Source organism: Escherichia sp. B1147, assembly GCF_001660175.1.
Taxonomy (GTDB): domain Bacteria; phylum Pseudomonadota; class Gammaproteobacteria; order Enterobacterales; family Enterobacteriaceae; genus Escherichia; species Escherichia whittamii.
In genome coordinates, this window is sequence record NZ_LFHY01000013.1 from 290,644 (window position 1) to 305,201 (window position 14,558).

A 14,558-nucleotide genomic window follows, 5' to 3' on the forward strand; every position below is an offset into this window, starting at 1 on the left:
TTACACCAGGAAATCTGATGCGATGACCACCTTATCCGCAATTTTTTAGGCTGACAAGAAAATATTCTTGATATGAATGATTAGCGCCACTAATGAATGGAAGTGTGATCCGCGTCACCCCCTGGGGGCTCAGGCGTTCACGGGCTCGCTCCCGAAAAACTATTTTTTATTATTCGTGCTTTTTAAGAAACATCCAGGCAAGGGGAGTACTGCACGATCATGCTTTCAACTCATCAACCACTGCTGATTTTCACCGATCTTGATGGCACCCTGTTGGACAGTCATAGCTATGACTGGCAACCTGCCGCCTCCTGGTTAATCCGCCTGCGGGAAGCGGATATCCCCGTGATCTTGTGTAGTAGTAAAACCTCGGCTGAGATGCTGTACCTGCAAAAGATGTTAGGTCTGCAAGGGTTGTCACTCATTGCAGAGAACGGCGCGGTGATCCAACTGGATCAACAATGGCAGGATTTGGACGGCTTTCCGCGCATCATCTCGGGTATTGCTCATAGTGAGATCAGCCAGGTATTAAACACGCTGCGTGAGAAAGAACACTTCAAATTCACCACCTTTGATGACGTCGATGATACAACCATCGCTGAATGGACTGGCTTAAGCCGTAGCCAGGCAGCGCTGACGCAGTTGCATGAGGCTTCGGTCACGCTTATCTGGCGCGACAGTGACGAGCGAATGGCACAATTTACCGCTCGCCTGAATGAACTGGGCTTGCAGTTTGTGCATGGCGCGCGTTTCTGGCATGTGCTGGATGCCTCTGCAGGGAAAGATCAGGCCGCCAACTGGATCATTGCGGCATATCAACAATCCAGTGGAAAGCGTCCGACCACGCTCGGCTTAGGCGATGGCCCAAATGACGCACCATTACTGGAAGTGATGGATTACGCGGTGATCGTAAAAGGGCTAAACCGGGAAGGCGTGCATTTGCAACATGAGGACCCGGACCGTGTCTGGCGGACACAGCAAGAAGGTCCAGAAGGCTGGCGCGAAGGGCTGGATCACTTTTTCACGGCCGGTTAAGGGCTATCGCTCGCGCAGACCCGATTGCGCCCCGCTTGTTTTGCAAGATACAACCGCCGGTCGGCCAGAGACTGTAATTGTTCAAAATCATAATCGCCGGTTTCCTCGCTGCTACTCACCCCCAGCGAGGCACTGATGCGTAGGGTCGTGCTTTTGGCGATCAACATTTCTTTTTCATTCAGCTTCAGGCGAATACGTTCGGCAACTTCCGTTGCCTGCGCCAGGTTAGCGCCTGGCAGAATCACGCAAAACTCCTCGCCGCCCACGCGTCCCGCAACGTCCTGTGAACGCAATGAACGACTGATTAATCCGGCAGCATGCGACAGCACACGATCGCCCGCCTGATGACCAAAGCGGTCATTAATCGCTTTAAAATGGTCAAGGTCGACCTGGATGACAGAAAACGGATGTTGGTGTACCTGACACAATTCGGCAAGCGGACGCGCTTTTTCGAACAATGCACCGCGGTTATACAAGCGCGTTAAGGTGTCATGCCACGCCTGCCACTGCAACGAGTTTTGCAGGACATACATATTGCTGACCATCTGGCGAATTACATACCAGGAGATAAGTAACATCGTCGTAAAGAGCGCCCACAGAAGGGTTAACGCAATGCTGATGCTGCCGAAATCACCACGCACACCTTCACTAAGTGTATGAATACGCACCAATGCGCCGTCAAAATGGTCCAGCCGCTCCCAGCTAATGTAGCGACTGTTCATCCTGATGCCACCGCGCGTATCGTGTTCCATAGCCTGCGCCAGAGATGCCAGCTCTCGAGGATCAAATAGCTCCTCCGACGAATGTTCTGGATTAGAGGAGGTCAATAACTTCAGTTTACTGTCGTAGAGTTGATATTCGCCATCCAGTTTTTTATCAATAGCGTTTTTTAGAAATTGCTGCATCGAGCGCACAGGGATACTCATCCCCAACACGCCATACCAGTAATTATCACTGTCGACCGGTACGCTTACGGTGACCTGCGGTTCAGTAACATTGTTATGGTCATGCTGAGAGGTAAACCAACGTACGCCACGTTGACGATTTTCTCGTTCTGATTGGCCGATAAACCAGGGTTGCGTGACAAATTCGTAGTAACGCGTAGGGACATTTCGGGTAAACAACGTCGGCTGCGTCGAAACGTAGAATCCGGCACGCGAGACATACATCGCCTGTTCAACCATCGAAGAAGAGTTGTGCGCCAGTCGCAGTAAGTAGCCGACTTCCAGTGCGGCAGTAATTTCATTGTCGAGTGATTTATTTTCGCGAGAAAGCTGATTTCCCTTGCTCACTAACGCATCCGAGACACCGTTTACCGACAGAGTGCGTCGTCTGTTAAGTTCGATTTGCCAGGCGTGCTCGTCGCGATGTTGTTCAAACTCGACAACAGCGTTTCGCATAGAGGTGAAATCCAGCGGCGCAACAAGGGCTTCACGCATTCCATTACGTAAAAAAATCAGTTTATCGACGTTATATTGCAACTGCTTGTCGAGCGCGTTGGCAACGTTTTCCAGATGATTACGTTGGCTGGAGATATAGGCGTCTTCCAGCACCACGACTTCACGCCAGGTGAGCAAAGTGGAGAAGATCAACACCACGATAAAGCACAGATTAACGACATGACCAGGCCCCAGGCGGCGCGCGAGTTTTTTTAGCCAGCTCTGGTTTTCCATTTTTGTCTCGTGCTGCACCCTAACGACTCCCAACCTGCTTTTTTATGATTCTGGCATAACCTGGCGATAGCGTACCGCAAAACAGCGATAATTTTATAATGTTGGCATGATACGAGGCATCAGGCATTCGATACTGACGCTGGCGCAACTGCCGGATGCGGCGTGAATGCCTTATCCGGCCTACTTTTGATTCTACTGCCAGACATCGTTATTTTTATAACGTAGGCATGATAAGACGCGACAGCGTCGCATCAGGCATTCCATGCAGACGCTGGCACAACTGCCGGATGCGGCGTGAACGCCACATCCGGCCTGGTGTTAATTGCACACTTTCAAACTTCTTCCGACGAACTACTCCCCTCCCCCGGAACAAGCTCGGTTTCATGAAAAGCTTCCCGCTTGACCCCATAACCGTCATACCACCGGCACTCAACCATACCGCTGGAATACCCGGTGACAATCATCCGCGGGCCACCCTCTTTTACCGTGACTTCCTCACTAACCATAAAGCTCATACTCGCCTCCTTTTTTCGAGTGAAACTTGTTCACCTTAGTCGAGGATGGCGAATTTTGCATAACAGCCAATGTGAATTTTAATGTGCCTGGCCGCGCATTTTCGCTACCGCTTTCACTCCCAGCACCACGATGCCACCGATGATAAATCCAAGAATCAGATTTAAAACAGTCGGTAATATCATCGCCACCAGCGCGTTCTGCTGTTCGGCAAAATGTTCAATGGCATGGTGCAGCGGCGAGATGCCATGCACCACAATGCCGCCACCAACCAGGAACATCGCCAGCGTGCCGACAACCGATAACGCTTTCATCAGCCAGGGCGCGATAATCAACAGCCCCTTACCCAACGCCTGCATCAACGTACTGGACTTTTCTGCCAGCCAGTAGCCCAGGTCATCAATCTTAACGATAATCCCCACCAGGCCATACACGCCAATCGTTACCACCAGAGCAATCCCTGAGAGCACCAGCACCTGATTAATCAGCGGCGCTTCCGCCACAATGCCCAGCGTGATGGCGACAATTTCCGCAGACAAAATAAAATCGGTGCGAATGGCCCCTTTTATTTTGTCCTTTTCAAACTTGAGCGGGTCTTGCGCCGCCAGTTTTTCCAGACGCTGCTGACTCTGCGCCGGGTCATCTTTGTGCTTACGCGCCTCCAGCATATGTAGCACTTTCTCTACCCCTTCAAAGCAGAGAAACGCACCACCAATCATCAACAGTGGCGTAATTGCCCACGGGATAAATGCACTGATGATCAGCGCCAGCGGCACCAGAATCACTTTGTTGATTAGCGATCCCTTCGCCACGCCCCAGACCACAGGAAGTTCCCGGTTGGCACGCACACCTGAAACTTGTTGCGCATTGAGCGACAAGTCATCTCCTAATACACCGGCGGTTTTCTTCGCCGCCAGCTTGCCCATCACGGAGATATCGTCCAGCAAAGTGGCGATATCATCGAGCAACGTCAGTAAACTACTCCCGGCCAAAAGCATTCCCTCTCATTTTTTCGTTGACGCGCTAAGTATGAAGCAAAATCGGCTTGCCTGATACTTACTTGATAGGTCAACATTTTTTTAACAATTAAGCACAATTATATCTCTCGCCAGCAGAATGATTTTCACGTTTACTATGAACCACCTTTTTATTTCCACCGTGAGGGATTATGCGTTTCCGCCAGTTGTTACCGCTTTTTGGCGCGCTGTTTGCGTTGTATATCATTTGGGGCTCGACCTATTTTGTCATTCGGATTGGCGTGGAAAGCTGGCCACCGTTAATGATGGCGGGAGTGCGATTTTTGGCAGCAGGTATTTTATTGATGGCATTTTTACTGCTGCGTGGGCACAAATTGCCACCGCTACGTCCCCTGCTCAACGCCGCGCTGATTGGCCTGTTACTGCTGGCTGTCGGTAACGGTATGATAACGGTTGCCGAACATCAAAACGTCCCTTCCGGCATTGCCGCCGTGGTGGTGGCAACGGTGCCCCTCTTTACCCTGTGCTTCAGCCGCCTGTTTGGTATTAAAACGCGCAAACTGGAATGGGTAGGTATCGCCATCGGGCTTGCCGGAATCATCATGCTCAATAGTGGCGGCAATTTAAGCGGTAACCCGTGGGGTGCAATGCTGATTTTAATCGGCTCAATTAGCTGGGCGTTTGGCTCGGTTTATGGCTCGCGCATTACCTTGCCGGTGGGGATGATGGCAGGCGCGATTGAGATGCTGGCGGCAGGCGTAGTGTTAATGATCGCGTCGATGATTGCGGGTGAAAAACTGACAGCTGTCCCTTCGCTTTCAGGTTTTCTGGCTGTTGGATATTTGACGCTGTTTGGCTCGATTATCGCCATCAACGCTTATATGTATTTAATCCGCAATGTCAGTCCGGCTCTGGCCACCAGCTACGCTTATGTTAATCCCGTGGTCGCGGTATTGCTGGGTACGGGTCTGGGCAGCGAAACGCTGTCGAAGATTGAATGGCTGGCGCTGGGGGTGATTGTCTTCGCAGTGGTGCTGGTTACGTTGGGGAAATATCTCTTTCCGGCTAAACCCGTTGTCAATCCAGTCATTCAGGATACATCAAGCGAGTAAATGCATCCCCTGAGTGTCGATCTGCGCGCTGGCGCCCTCGCCGCAGATCCACTCTTCCAGACGCTCGGTAAGTGCCGCGTCCGTTAATTTCTCCCGTCCGCGTAACGCACATTCCCAGACAATCAATACGCGCCAGCCGAGTTCCTGCAAACGACTGATATCACGCCGATCGCGCTCGACATTTTTACCTATCTTCTCCAGCCAAAAATCTGTTCTCGTGGCAGGCACTTTAAACAGATAGCAATGGTGATGGTGCCAGAAGCAACCGTGGGCAAATATCACACAGCGATATTCATCAAGGACAAAATCCGGACGTCCGGGAAGATTGGCCTCCTGAACACGAAACGCCAGCCCCTGCTCAGTTAACAGGCTGGCAAGACGTTTCTCGATTGCCGTATCGCGCGTGGCAATCGCGCGCATATTTTTGCTGCGCGTGGCCTTATCGTGAACGTCGGCCATGTTGTGTTTCTCGCTGACGCAACGCCACCGCCTGTCTGATGTTTGGCTCGAGCAGTTTTGCCACCGCGGCAAAGACCGGTACGACCACCGAATTACCGAACTGACGATAGGCCTGCGTATCGGAAACCGGTATACGGAATTTCGCCTCTCCCGGCGCTTCAAAGCCCATCAGACGCGCGCATTCGCGAGGCGTTAATCTTCGTGGGCGATGTTGCTGATTCTGCGGATCGTCAAAGTCTTTCTCACCTGTCGCCATATCCCAGCCACGATCGATTAAAATTTCCGCGCCGTCTTTATAATAACGGGCAGAAAGCGTGCGCGTGACACTTTGCGGATTGTTCGGATAAACCATCCCATAACCGAAGCCGTTACCGCGCGCCTGATGTTTTTTCGCATAGCGATAGAGATACTTCCATAGCACCGGCGTCAGGATATATTTCGCTTCGACCATCGGGTCCAGCAACTGCGCCAGCGTCACTCGCTGCGCCGGGAAACAATCGCTAATGTCACGCAGGGTGAAATCATCTTTCAGATTAAGATCGCGACGGAAGCCCACCAGCACGATGCGCTCACGGTGCTGCGGTAGAAAATGTTTGCCATCGATGATTTTCGGATCGTCCGGGCCGTTATCTTCTGCATCGGCGACGTCATAGCCCAGTTCGTCCAGCGTCTGCATGATGATGCGGAACGTTTTACCCTGGTCGTGGCTTTTCAGGTTTTTGACGTTTTCGAGAACAAAAATCGCCGGACGACGAGCGTCGATGATGCGCACCACATCAAAGAACAACGTCCCCTGGGTATCGCAGGCAAAACCGTGCGCCCGCCCAAGCGAGTTCTTTTTCGATACGCCAGCCAGTGAAAATGGCTGGCAAGGAAAACCGGCCAGTAAAACATCGTGTTCAGGAATGTGCTGACGAATATGTTCCGCCGCCGCTTCATCACTCACGCCCTCTTTATGGCTCAGGGTGATATCACGGATATCTTCATTAAAATGATGAGCTGCCGGGTCGCAATAATGGTTAGCTTTATAGGTGCGCACCGCATGTTTATTCCATTCACTGGTAAATACGCACTGACCGCCAATTGACTCAAAACCGCGACGGATACCGCCAATCCCGGCGAAGAGATCGATAAAGCGAAACGCATAATGTGGATGATGTGCTGGCGGTTTGGGTAGCAACGTTTGCAGGTGCGCGAACTCATTTTCACTTAAACGGTGCCATACCGAGTCATTCGCCAGCGCACGTTTTAAAATCGCCGCGCTCCAGTGGTTCTCACCTACGCCATTAAGTTGCGCCACCAGCGTTTTAACATCATAAATTTGCAGCAGTTTCTCCAGCATTGCCTGTGCGGCATTCCCGGTGCTGTATGAATCGGTTACTGAAATATTTTCCTGCATAGATTTAACCGGCCATATGAGATGGCCGACAGGTTAACATAATTACATTGGTTTAGGGCCACGCGCACAGGCAGTTGGCGAAAACGCATCAATCACGTTGTGATCAATACCTTCATTCTCCCCCGCCAGTTCGGCACTGAGTTTAGCCATAAACTCCACCAGAAAACGGGCGTTGTGTTGCGCCAGTTGTTTACCTTTTGTGGTTTGCATCGTTTGCGGTAGTTTTAGCAGCTTGGTCTGGAAATGGTCGAGCGCGTAACGTTTATCATCGAGCGGGCGATGCTGCGCGAACGGATCTTCGCCATCAAACAGCGCCACACCCAACGCGCCTGAAACCGCAAACACACGCGCCAGGCCAATCGCGCCTAAGGCTTCCAGCCGGTCCGCATCCTGAACGATTTTAGCTTCCGCCGTTAAGGGCGTAATTTGCGCACTGAAACTGTGTGCGGCAATGGCATGACAAACGGCCTCGATTTTCTCCGCCGGAAATTGCGCGAACTCTTCATATAGCAGGCGACGCGTCTCATCTGCTGCCAGTATTGAAGATTGCTGCCGTTGCGGATGATTTTTCGCCAGGCTCACGATATCGTGAAAATAACAGGCGGTTAAAATCACCAGCATGTCCACATCTTCATCTACCGCCAGTTTTTGTGCCGTCGCCCAGACGCGGCGAAAATGACACAGGTCATGGGCCGCGTCCTGATACTGATGATGGTTCTTCAGCCAGTTCTCGAATTGTGCCTGCCAGTGTTGTAAGTCCATATGCGCTCCGCGGCCAAAGAGTCGCAACCTTAGCAGTTTTTACTCATAGCGTCTGCTACGTGCGGGTCGAGGTCGCGTGTACCAGGCAATACCGCCTAACAACGCCCCGACCATGGCCATAAACAAAAATCCCACTAACGCACCTAACCACTTTCCCGCAGTTGAACCTAAATCACTTTCAAATCCAGACACGGGGGCATCGGGGATGCGACTCATTACCCAGATGTAACGCGCCATTACCCAGACAAAATAACCACACCAGGTATAGAAAGCCCATAAAGCCAGTTTGCCGCCAGGGCTACGAGAGAGTCTTTCTTCCATTGCTGTCGAACCATTCTCCATTTTGAGATAACCCGGAAAATTCAGACTTAACATTGTTATGTGATAAAAGTCACATTTTTCCACATCGGTCGAGCCAGTCAAGTCTCACTCATTTTTTGAACAAATATATGAATCTTAACCAGTGACATTATTTGCAGGAAAAACAAGTCAGAAGACATTTTCTTTTCGTTTGAGCATAATTGATTAATTCATATTTTGAATATATTGGCATTGAATACAATTATACCTTTTTTGTTTTCTGTGTCATGATAACCGCGTTATTAGCCTTTTATCGTCTTGTTTATATTTTTGGGCCGGCATGATGCCGGCTTTTTTTATGCTTTCATTAATGTGCAGTCGATCACACTAAGTCTTTAGCTCAACAATCATTGATGCTACCCATCACTTCTGAAAAAAATAACTCATTGATATATTGATATAAATTTCATGAATGTTTATATCTACATTTCATAACCATGAATTATATTAAATAGAATAGAAACATTTTGAAATCTTTTAAATATATTTGTTACATGTAACCTTTAAAATAAAATGAACTTCATAGAATAGTATCCAAATGTGCTTTTTTTGGATAACGGCACTTATTGATATATTCATGAAGATTATAATCACAAGGGAATACATAATGAAAAGAAAAGTTCTGGCAATGCTGGTCCCGGCGTTATTAGTTGCTGGCGCAGCAAATGCGGCTGAAGTCTATAATAAAGATGGCAATAAACTGGATTTGTACGGAAAAGTAGATGGTCTGCACTACTTCTCTGATGATTCTGGCAGCGATGGCGACATGTCATATGCCCGTATCGGCTTCAAAGGTGAAACCCAGATCGCTGACCAGTTCACTGGTTACGGTCAGTGGGAATTTAACATTGGTGCAAACGGTGCTGAAGGCGACAAAGGTAATACCGCAACTCGTCTGGCATTTGCAGGTTTAGGTTTCGGTCAGAACGGTACTTTCGATTATGGTCGTAACTACGGTGTTGTATATGACGTAGAAGCATGGACCGATATGCTGCCAGAATTTGGTGGCGATACCTATGCTGGCGCCGACAATTTCATGAACGGTCGTACTAATGGTGTTGCAACCTACCGTAACAATGGCTTCTTCGGTCAGGTTGATGGCCTGAACTTTGCTCTGCAATATCAAGGTAATAATGAGAGCAGTGGACCATTCGGTCAGGAAGGTTCTGGTAAGGGACGTAGCATTACCAGAGAAAATGGTGACGGCTTCGGTATGTCCACTTCCTATGACTTCGACTTCGGCTTAAGTCTGGGTGCTGCATATTCTAACTCTGACCGTACCGACAATCAGGTTCACAAAGGTACTCATAACACTCGTTACGGAGATCGCTTCGATGCAACTGCTGGCGGTGAAACAGCAGAAGCATGGACCGTTGGTGCTAAATACGACGCTAATAACGTTTACTTAGCAGCCATGTATGCTGAAACCCGTAACATGACTGGTTACGGTGATGCTGATGCTATCGCTAACAAAACGCAAAACTTTGAAGTTGTTGCTCAGTATCAGTTCGACTTCGGTCTGCGCCCGTCCATTGCTTACCTGCAATCTAAAGGTAAGGATTTAGGCGGTGTAAATAGTGATAACTTCGACAGCCAGGGTAATCATCATTACACCAACAAAGATCTGGTCAAATATGTTGATATCGGTATGACCTACTACTTCAACAAAAACATGTCCACCTATGTTGATTATAAAATCAACCTGCTGGACAACGGCGACGACTTCTACAAAGAAAACGGCATCGCGACCGACGATATCGTTGCTGTAGGCTTAGTCTACCAGTTCTAATCAGCCTACGCGCCGCGGCACGTAACTGTAAAACATAATACCGGCCTGAGTTCGTCCCTCATTGAACTCAGGCTTTTTTATACCCCACATTAAATCACCAACAGCGGCACAGTAAGCTGCCGTAACATATCGATAAAAACTAATTCTTGCGTAGCTCCCAGCACAATAACATCAGCCAGTTGCTGTTCAGCAAGTTCCTTTATCCCTTCCGGAAGAGTGCCGAAATGAACATGCGTATGAATAAATCCTTCGGGCAAAACCAGTTGTTCTGCCATATGCGCTAAACGGCACAAAGCCTGACCACGTAGCACTTCTTTAAAACGGTGCATATCAGAAATATACCCACGATCGAGAACTCTTAAATATTCCGGTATAAAGCCAAGTAAGTGAACATGCGCGGAAGAAACATTGGCGAAAAATTGTGCATGGAAAAACGCTTGTTCTCTATCATCCCGAGAAAAAATATTCACCGGAATAACAATATTTCGGTACATAGGTATTCCCTGAAAAACTCAATATTATCAACTGCATTTGAATGATTAGTGCATATTTTTAATGCTATATTTATGTCATTATCTTTGGAAAAGTTATCGTTGCTGCTCCACTTTAGTCTCCAGTCCATTCCCTATGACAAATTGCGCAAAGAGTACATCTGATAACAAGTAATTAATCATATCTGTCATCAGTTAAACCTTAATCTGGATCATCATTTTTTCGCGATAATCTCTCGTGCCAGATGGTTTTACGATTATTTTTTTGCCAATAATCTCATTTTCTTAACTTATACTCTGATCGCACGGTCGGGGGAAGATTCTTTGCTTCAGCATTTACCTATCTTAAGTAGACCTCAGGCGAATCATCCTATTGTCGGCACATCTGGTGCCGCTCTAAGCATCACATGAACACAAAAAACCTCCACAATTAAAAATTGTGCTACCAGTGAGTCAATATCCTGATTTCTGAAAAATGGACTAAAATAAATTAACACCAATTCCGACAACTCTACGCAATAAGGAGAAAACTGGCATGACTCATATTCGACACAAGTGCAGAATAATCATCGCACATCCCCCCTCCCCGCATACCGCTTTCGATATATTGACTCCAATTTCCTATCTGGTTAAAAATAGCAACCAGCTCAGTCGCGAATATAGTGACTAACCTATATAAGTAACAACAAGGAATACACTATGACTGTTCAACAAAGTAAGAATCCGCAAATCGATATGGCTGAAGATAATGCTTTCTTCCCGTCAGAATATTCGTTAGGTCAATATACCAGCCCGATTTCTGATCTTGATGGGGTAGACTATCCAAAACCGTATAGCGGAAAACAAAAAATTCTGGTAATCGCCGCCGATGAGCGCTATTTACCAACTGATAATGGTAAGCTCTTCTCAACAGGAAACCATCCGATTGAAACATTGCTGCCGTTATATCATCTGCATGCTGCTGGTTTCGAGTTCGAGGTTGCGACGCTTTCTGGCCTGATGACAAAATTTGAATATTGGGCTATGCCGCATAAAGATGAAAAAGTGATGCCATTCTTTGAGCAGCACAAATCTCTGTTCCGTAATCCGAAAAAATTGGCAGATGTTGTCGCCAGCCTCAACGCAGACAGCGAGTACGCAGCAATCTTTGTTCCTGGCGGTCACGGTGCACTCATTGGTTTACCAGAAAGCAAAGACGTAGCTGCCGCTCTGCAGTGGGCAATTGAAAATGACCGTTTTGTTATATCCCTTTGCCACGGTCCAGCAGCATTTCTGGCGCTTCGCCACGGCAATAACCCATTAAATGGTTATTCCATTTGCGCATTCCCTGACGCTGCAGACAAGCAAACGCCAGAGATTGGCTACATGCCGGGTCATCTGACCTGGTACTTTGGTGAAGAACTGAAGAAAATGGGCATGAACATCGTCAATGATGATATTACCGGCCGGGTACACAAAGATCGTAAACTTTTAACCGGTGACAGTCCTTTCGCAGCAAACGCGTTAGGTAAACTGGCCGCACAGGAGATGCTGGCCGCATACGTAGGTTAATCGGCTGACACTTACTGTGGAGTAAAAAGTGGGGGTAACTCTCCCCCACTTACCAAACATAAAAACGCCCCCCTTCAATTGCTGACGTTTTAACGCTTCCCTTACCTTCGCATTACGCCCCCAGTCTGAAGAACGCGACATAAGCTGTTTTTAAATAGAATGATAATTTGCGAAAATGATTAACGCATAAATAATAAACATATAGTATATCTCACGTTATTATTTATCGATTTTAGAAATCAATCATTTCTGATAAACTTCACCACGTTTTAACCAGAATGGAAGCGAGGTTGGAAATGTCATTGGTATCAATTTTCAGACGTATTGCATTTGCGTATTATGATTATCGCTGCAAAAATACTGATATTGCAAAAAGTGATTTTGTAGTTATTCACATCCCCGATCAAATTGGGGATGCCATGGCTATTTACCCAATAATCCGATCGCTTGAAAAGCATAAAATAAAACACTTGTTGATTGTTACATCAACAATTAATAAATCTGTTTTTGAGGCACTTCATCTGGAACAAACAAAATTAACATTGGTCACTATGACAATGCAGGATCATGCCAGTATTAAAGAAATAAAAAATTTAGCAAAAAACATCAATGAACAATATGGCACGCCTGACCTTTGTATTGAAGCAATGCGCAAGAAAAACCTGAAGACGATGCTATTTATTAATCATTTACGGGCCAATACAAATTTGCAGGTTGTGGGTTTAACGATGAAATGTTATTCACCGATATGTAAATCGGCGTCGAAAATGGATCAGTCACTACGCGCCCCAGTGCCGCTGACATGGGCCTTCATGATGCGAGAAGTAGGATTTCCGGCGCCCCCACCATTATTTGAATTGCCCCTCAGCGAAATAGTAATAAAAGAAGTACGTTGTGAGATGCATTCATTAGGTTCATATATTGCTCTTAATTTAGAAGGTAGCGTGCAAGAGAGAACATTTTCATTAACAATGGCACAAAAAATCATCGAGGCGATCAAAATACAATCAGACATGCCAATTGTTATTGTTCATGGTCCGAAAGGTTCGGAAACAGCCGTGGAACTAACCCGGCATTTTGAAAATGTTTATCATTTGTCGTTATCACCATCAATAATGCGGTCTGCCGCAATCATTAGAGACGCCTTCCTCGCGATAACGCCAGACACATCTATTTTACACATGGCAAGTGCTTATAATGTTCCTGTCATCGCCGTGTATGCTGATTATAAGACTCGCTGGCCTGCCATGGCAGATATTTCAGAGACGATTGTGGTAGGAAAGGCTATTGATCATCTAAATTTGGATGAATTCAGCAATACGCTGAAAAGGATTATCGCGAAAATTTTAATCACAGCGTAATGAAAGCCCTAACAAAAATTCAAACAATAAAGCACGTTTGCAGAAAAGCAAAAAGCCCGCTCGAAAGCAGGCTTTTTTGAATTTGGCTCCTCTGACTGGGATCGCCGTAGCCATTAACTGGCTGATTGGTAAGCTAAACTTAAAAATAGAACTTGTCAAGACCACCAGAGTGACCACCTTTTTACTTTGAAACCAACGGCATATTTTACGCTCACCCCTCAGTCAATCGTACGCTGATAAACAACACCAACTACGGTGTTGGTATTATAGTATCTGCTCCAAACCAATTTCCAAGTGTTGCCAGTGCCGCAGGTGACAAAGCTTGGGTGAACAGGATCGCAAGGCGCTTTTGGGGTCTGGAACAAGCGACGTAAAACAAATTTCGGTTTCGTTCAAATGAGTCTTGCTTATCGGCTGGAATCATTTGGGCTCCAGCGAATTCCAACATTTCTCCGAAGTTATACTGGTTCCACCCGCGCCCAACAACAACCAAAACATTCTCAAATTCAGCACCTTTCACACCATGTTTAGTTTCGAATGGAGAATGACCATCGAGATAACGGCGAAGGGATCTGACCTCCGAATAGGAAATATTTTTCAGCTTTTCAAGTTCTTTCAATCTTCTGGGCATTTCAACATCAGCCGTTCTGTCAAAATGGAGTAACTCCTGCTCAAGTTTTTCAACCTTATCTGGAAGTCTGGGTTTCCGTTGAGCACGGATGAACTCAATTACTTCGCCGATTGAACTTGTTTCACGGAGAGCAAGAAGTTGCGTCATTACATTGTGCCAACTCACCTTGTCTGAATGTCTACGCAGCAGTGGTGTAGTACCGCCAAGCGCATTAAACATCTCTCCATACTTACGAGCGGCAAAGGCATCGCAGGCGGGTTCCAGTTTGTCTACAAAAAAGGCTATATGTTCATGCTCCTTTTTCGTGAAGGATTCATTGTATCTAAACGTTGCCACGATATTAGAATAGCCCTGCTGATTGGCTAAAAGTCGATGGGTCAACATGTAGTGGTCAACAAAAACTGGCCACAGCTTTAGAGTTTTTCCAGAACAATCGTTCTGATTC

General features: G+C 47.2%; 15 protein-coding genes. 5 read left to right on the forward strand and 10 right to left on the reverse strand.

Annotated elements, in window-relative coordinates; translation table 11 throughout:
- The first annotated feature begins 219 nt into the window (after nt 1-219).
- Nucleotides 220-1,035 (forward strand): mannosyl-3-phosphoglycerate phosphatase-related protein, encoded by an 816-nt coding sequence (locus A9180_RS14295; protein ID WP_064529347.1) that lies wholly within the window; start codon nt 220-222, stop codon nt 1,033-1,035.
- Here A9180_RS14295 and dgcQ read toward each other — a convergent pair.
- From dgcQ to A9180_RS14310, 3 genes are all read right to left on the reverse strand, one after another.
- Complete coding sequence (dgcQ, locus tag A9180_RS14300) at nt 1,032-2,726, reverse strand: cellulose biosynthesis regulator diguanylate cyclase DgcQ (RefSeq protein WP_077883525.1); 1,695 nt, start codon at nt 2,724-2,726, stop codon at nt 1,032-1,034. The genes A9180_RS14295 and dgcQ overlap by 4 nt on opposite strands.
- Before the next feature lie 314 nt (nt 2,727-3,040).
- Nucleotides 3,041-3,223 carry a YodC family protein gene (locus tag A9180_RS14305; protein ID WP_064529349.1) on the reverse strand — a complete coding sequence of 61 codons (183 nt, stop codon included), beginning with the start codon at nt 3,221-3,223 and terminating at the stop codon, nt 3,041-3,043.
- A 78-nt stretch (nt 3,224-3,301) separates the two neighbouring features.
- Nucleotides 3,302-4,219, reverse strand: a complete 918-nt coding sequence (locus tag A9180_RS14310; protein WP_064529350.1) for a DUF808 domain-containing protein — start codon at nt 4,217-4,219, stop codon at nt 3,302-3,304.
- A 170-nt stretch (nt 4,220-4,389) separates the two neighbouring features.
- On the opposite strand from A9180_RS14310, the gene yedA reads away from it, so the two are divergent.
- Nucleotides 4,390-5,310, forward strand: coding sequence for a drug/metabolite exporter YedA (yedA, locus tag A9180_RS14315; RefSeq protein WP_064529351.1), 921 nt, complete (start codon nt 4,390-4,392; stop codon nt 5,308-5,310).
- Here yedA and vsr read toward each other — a convergent pair.
- The 4 genes from vsr to drpB are packed head-to-tail and all read right to left on the reverse strand — an operon-like array spanning nt 5,299 to nt 8,251.
- Nucleotides 5,299-5,769, reverse strand: coding sequence for a VSPR family DNA mismatch endonuclease (gene vsr / locus A9180_RS14320; protein ID WP_064529352.1), 471 nt, complete (start codon nt 5,767-5,769; stop codon nt 5,299-5,301). The two genes, yedA and vsr, sit on opposite strands and share 12 nt — an antisense overlap.
- Nucleotides 5,750-7,168, reverse strand: coding sequence for a DNA-cytosine methyltransferase (dcm, locus tag A9180_RS14325; RefSeq protein ID WP_064529353.1), 1,419 nt, complete (start codon nt 7,166-7,168; stop codon nt 5,750-5,752). The genes vsr and dcm overlap by 20 nt, the downstream gene beginning before the upstream one ends.
- Before the next feature lie 42 nt (nt 7,169-7,210).
- A complete protein-coding gene (locus tag A9180_RS14330; protein WP_064529354.1) occupies nt 7,211-7,930 on the reverse strand; it encodes a phosphohydrolase in 720 nt (239 codons plus the stop codon).
- A gap of 39 nt (nt 7,931-7,969) precedes the next feature.
- Nucleotides 7,970-8,251: a cell division protein DrpB gene (drpB, locus tag A9180_RS14335; RefSeq protein WP_016158467.1), complete on the reverse strand. Its 282-nt coding sequence runs from the start codon at nt 8,249-8,251 to the stop codon at nt 7,970-7,972.
- A 646-nt stretch (nt 8,252-8,897) separates the two neighbouring features.
- Here drpB and ompC point away from each other — a divergent pair.
- On the forward strand, nt 8,898-10,079 hold the full coding sequence (gene ompC / locus A9180_RS14345; protein ID WP_064529355.1) for a porin OmpC: 1,182 nt from the start codon (nt 8,898-8,900) through the stop codon (nt 10,077-10,079).
- A gap of 89 nt (nt 10,080-10,168) precedes the next feature.
- On the opposite strand, the gene A9180_RS14350 is transcribed toward ompC, so the two are convergent.
- A complete protein-coding gene (locus A9180_RS14350; RefSeq protein ID WP_064529356.1) occupies nt 10,169-10,573 on the reverse strand; it encodes a universal stress protein in 405 nt (134 codons plus the stop codon).
- A 696-nt stretch (nt 10,574-11,269) separates the two neighbouring features.
- Between A9180_RS14350 and hchA the strand changes: the two genes are divergently transcribed.
- Complete coding sequence (hchA, locus tag A9180_RS14355; RefSeq protein ID WP_064529357.1) at nt 11,270-12,121, forward strand: glyoxalase III HchA; 852 nt, start codon at nt 11,270-11,272, stop codon at nt 12,119-12,121.
- A gap of 296 nt (nt 12,122-12,417) precedes the next feature.
- Complete coding sequence (locus tag A9180_RS14360) at nt 12,418-13,482, forward strand: glycosyltransferase family 9 protein (RefSeq protein WP_064529358.1); 1,065 nt, start codon at nt 12,418-12,420, stop codon at nt 13,480-13,482.
- Here A9180_RS14360 and A9180_RS24945 read toward each other — a convergent pair.
- Together A9180_RS24945 and A9180_RS14365 are read right to left on the reverse strand one after the other, a co-directional pair.
- Complete coding sequence (locus tag A9180_RS24945; RefSeq protein WP_316246032.1) at nt 13,468-13,704, reverse strand: hypothetical protein; 237 nt, start codon at nt 13,702-13,704, stop codon at nt 13,468-13,470. The genes A9180_RS14360 and A9180_RS24945 overlap by 15 nt on opposite strands.
- Nucleotides 13,705-13,732: 28 nt before the next feature.
- Nucleotides 13,733-14,558, reverse strand: an 826-nt coding sequence (locus tag A9180_RS14365) for a 3'-5' exonuclease (RefSeq protein ID WP_316246031.1), incomplete at its 5' end; no start/stop codon positions are given.

Excerpts from the sequence above, each read along its gene's own strand:
- A9180_RS14330 (WP_064529354.1), bottom strand. The coding sequence starts at position 7,930 with ATGGACTTACAACACTGGCAGGCACAATTCGAGAACTGGCTGAAGAAC.
- A9180_RS14350 (WP_064529356.1), bottom strand. The coding sequence starts at position 10,573 with ATGTACCGAAATATTGTTATTCCGGTGAATATTTTTTCTCGGGATGAT.
- A9180_RS14310 (WP_064529350.1), bottom strand. The coding sequence starts at position 4,219 with ATGCTTTTGGCCGGGAGTAGTTTACTGACGTTGCTCGATGATATCGCC.
- dcm (WP_064529353.1), bottom strand. The coding sequence starts at position 7,168 with ATGCAGGAAAATATTTCAGTAACCGATTCATACAGCACCGGGAATGCC.
- drpB (WP_016158467.1), bottom strand. The coding sequence starts at position 8,251 with ATGGAAGAAAGACTCTCTCGTAGCCCTGGCGGCAAACTGGCTTTATGG.
- A9180_RS14360 (WP_064529358.1), top strand. The coding sequence starts at position 12,418 with ATGTCATTGGTATCAATTTTCAGACGTATTGCATTTGCGTATTATGAT.
- A9180_RS14305 (WP_064529349.1), bottom strand. The coding sequence starts at position 3,223 with ATGAGCTTTATGGTTAGTGAGGAAGTCACGGTAAAAGAGGGTGGCCCG.
- vsr (WP_064529352.1), bottom strand. The coding sequence starts at position 5,769 with ATGGCCGACGTTCACGATAAGGCCACGCGCAGCAAAAATATGCGCGCG.
- A9180_RS14295 (WP_064529347.1), top strand. The coding sequence starts at position 220 with ATGCTTTCAACTCATCAACCACTGCTGATTTTCACCGATCTTGATGGC.
- hchA (WP_064529357.1), top strand. The coding sequence starts at position 11,270 with ATGACTGTTCAACAAAGTAAGAATCCGCAAATCGATATGGCTGAAGAT.
- ompC (WP_064529355.1), top strand. The coding sequence starts at position 8,898 with ATGAAAAGAAAAGTTCTGGCAATGCTGGTCCCGGCGTTATTAGTTGCT.
- yedA (WP_064529351.1), top strand. The coding sequence starts at position 4,390 with ATGCGTTTCCGCCAGTTGTTACCGCTTTTTGGCGCGCTGTTTGCGTTG.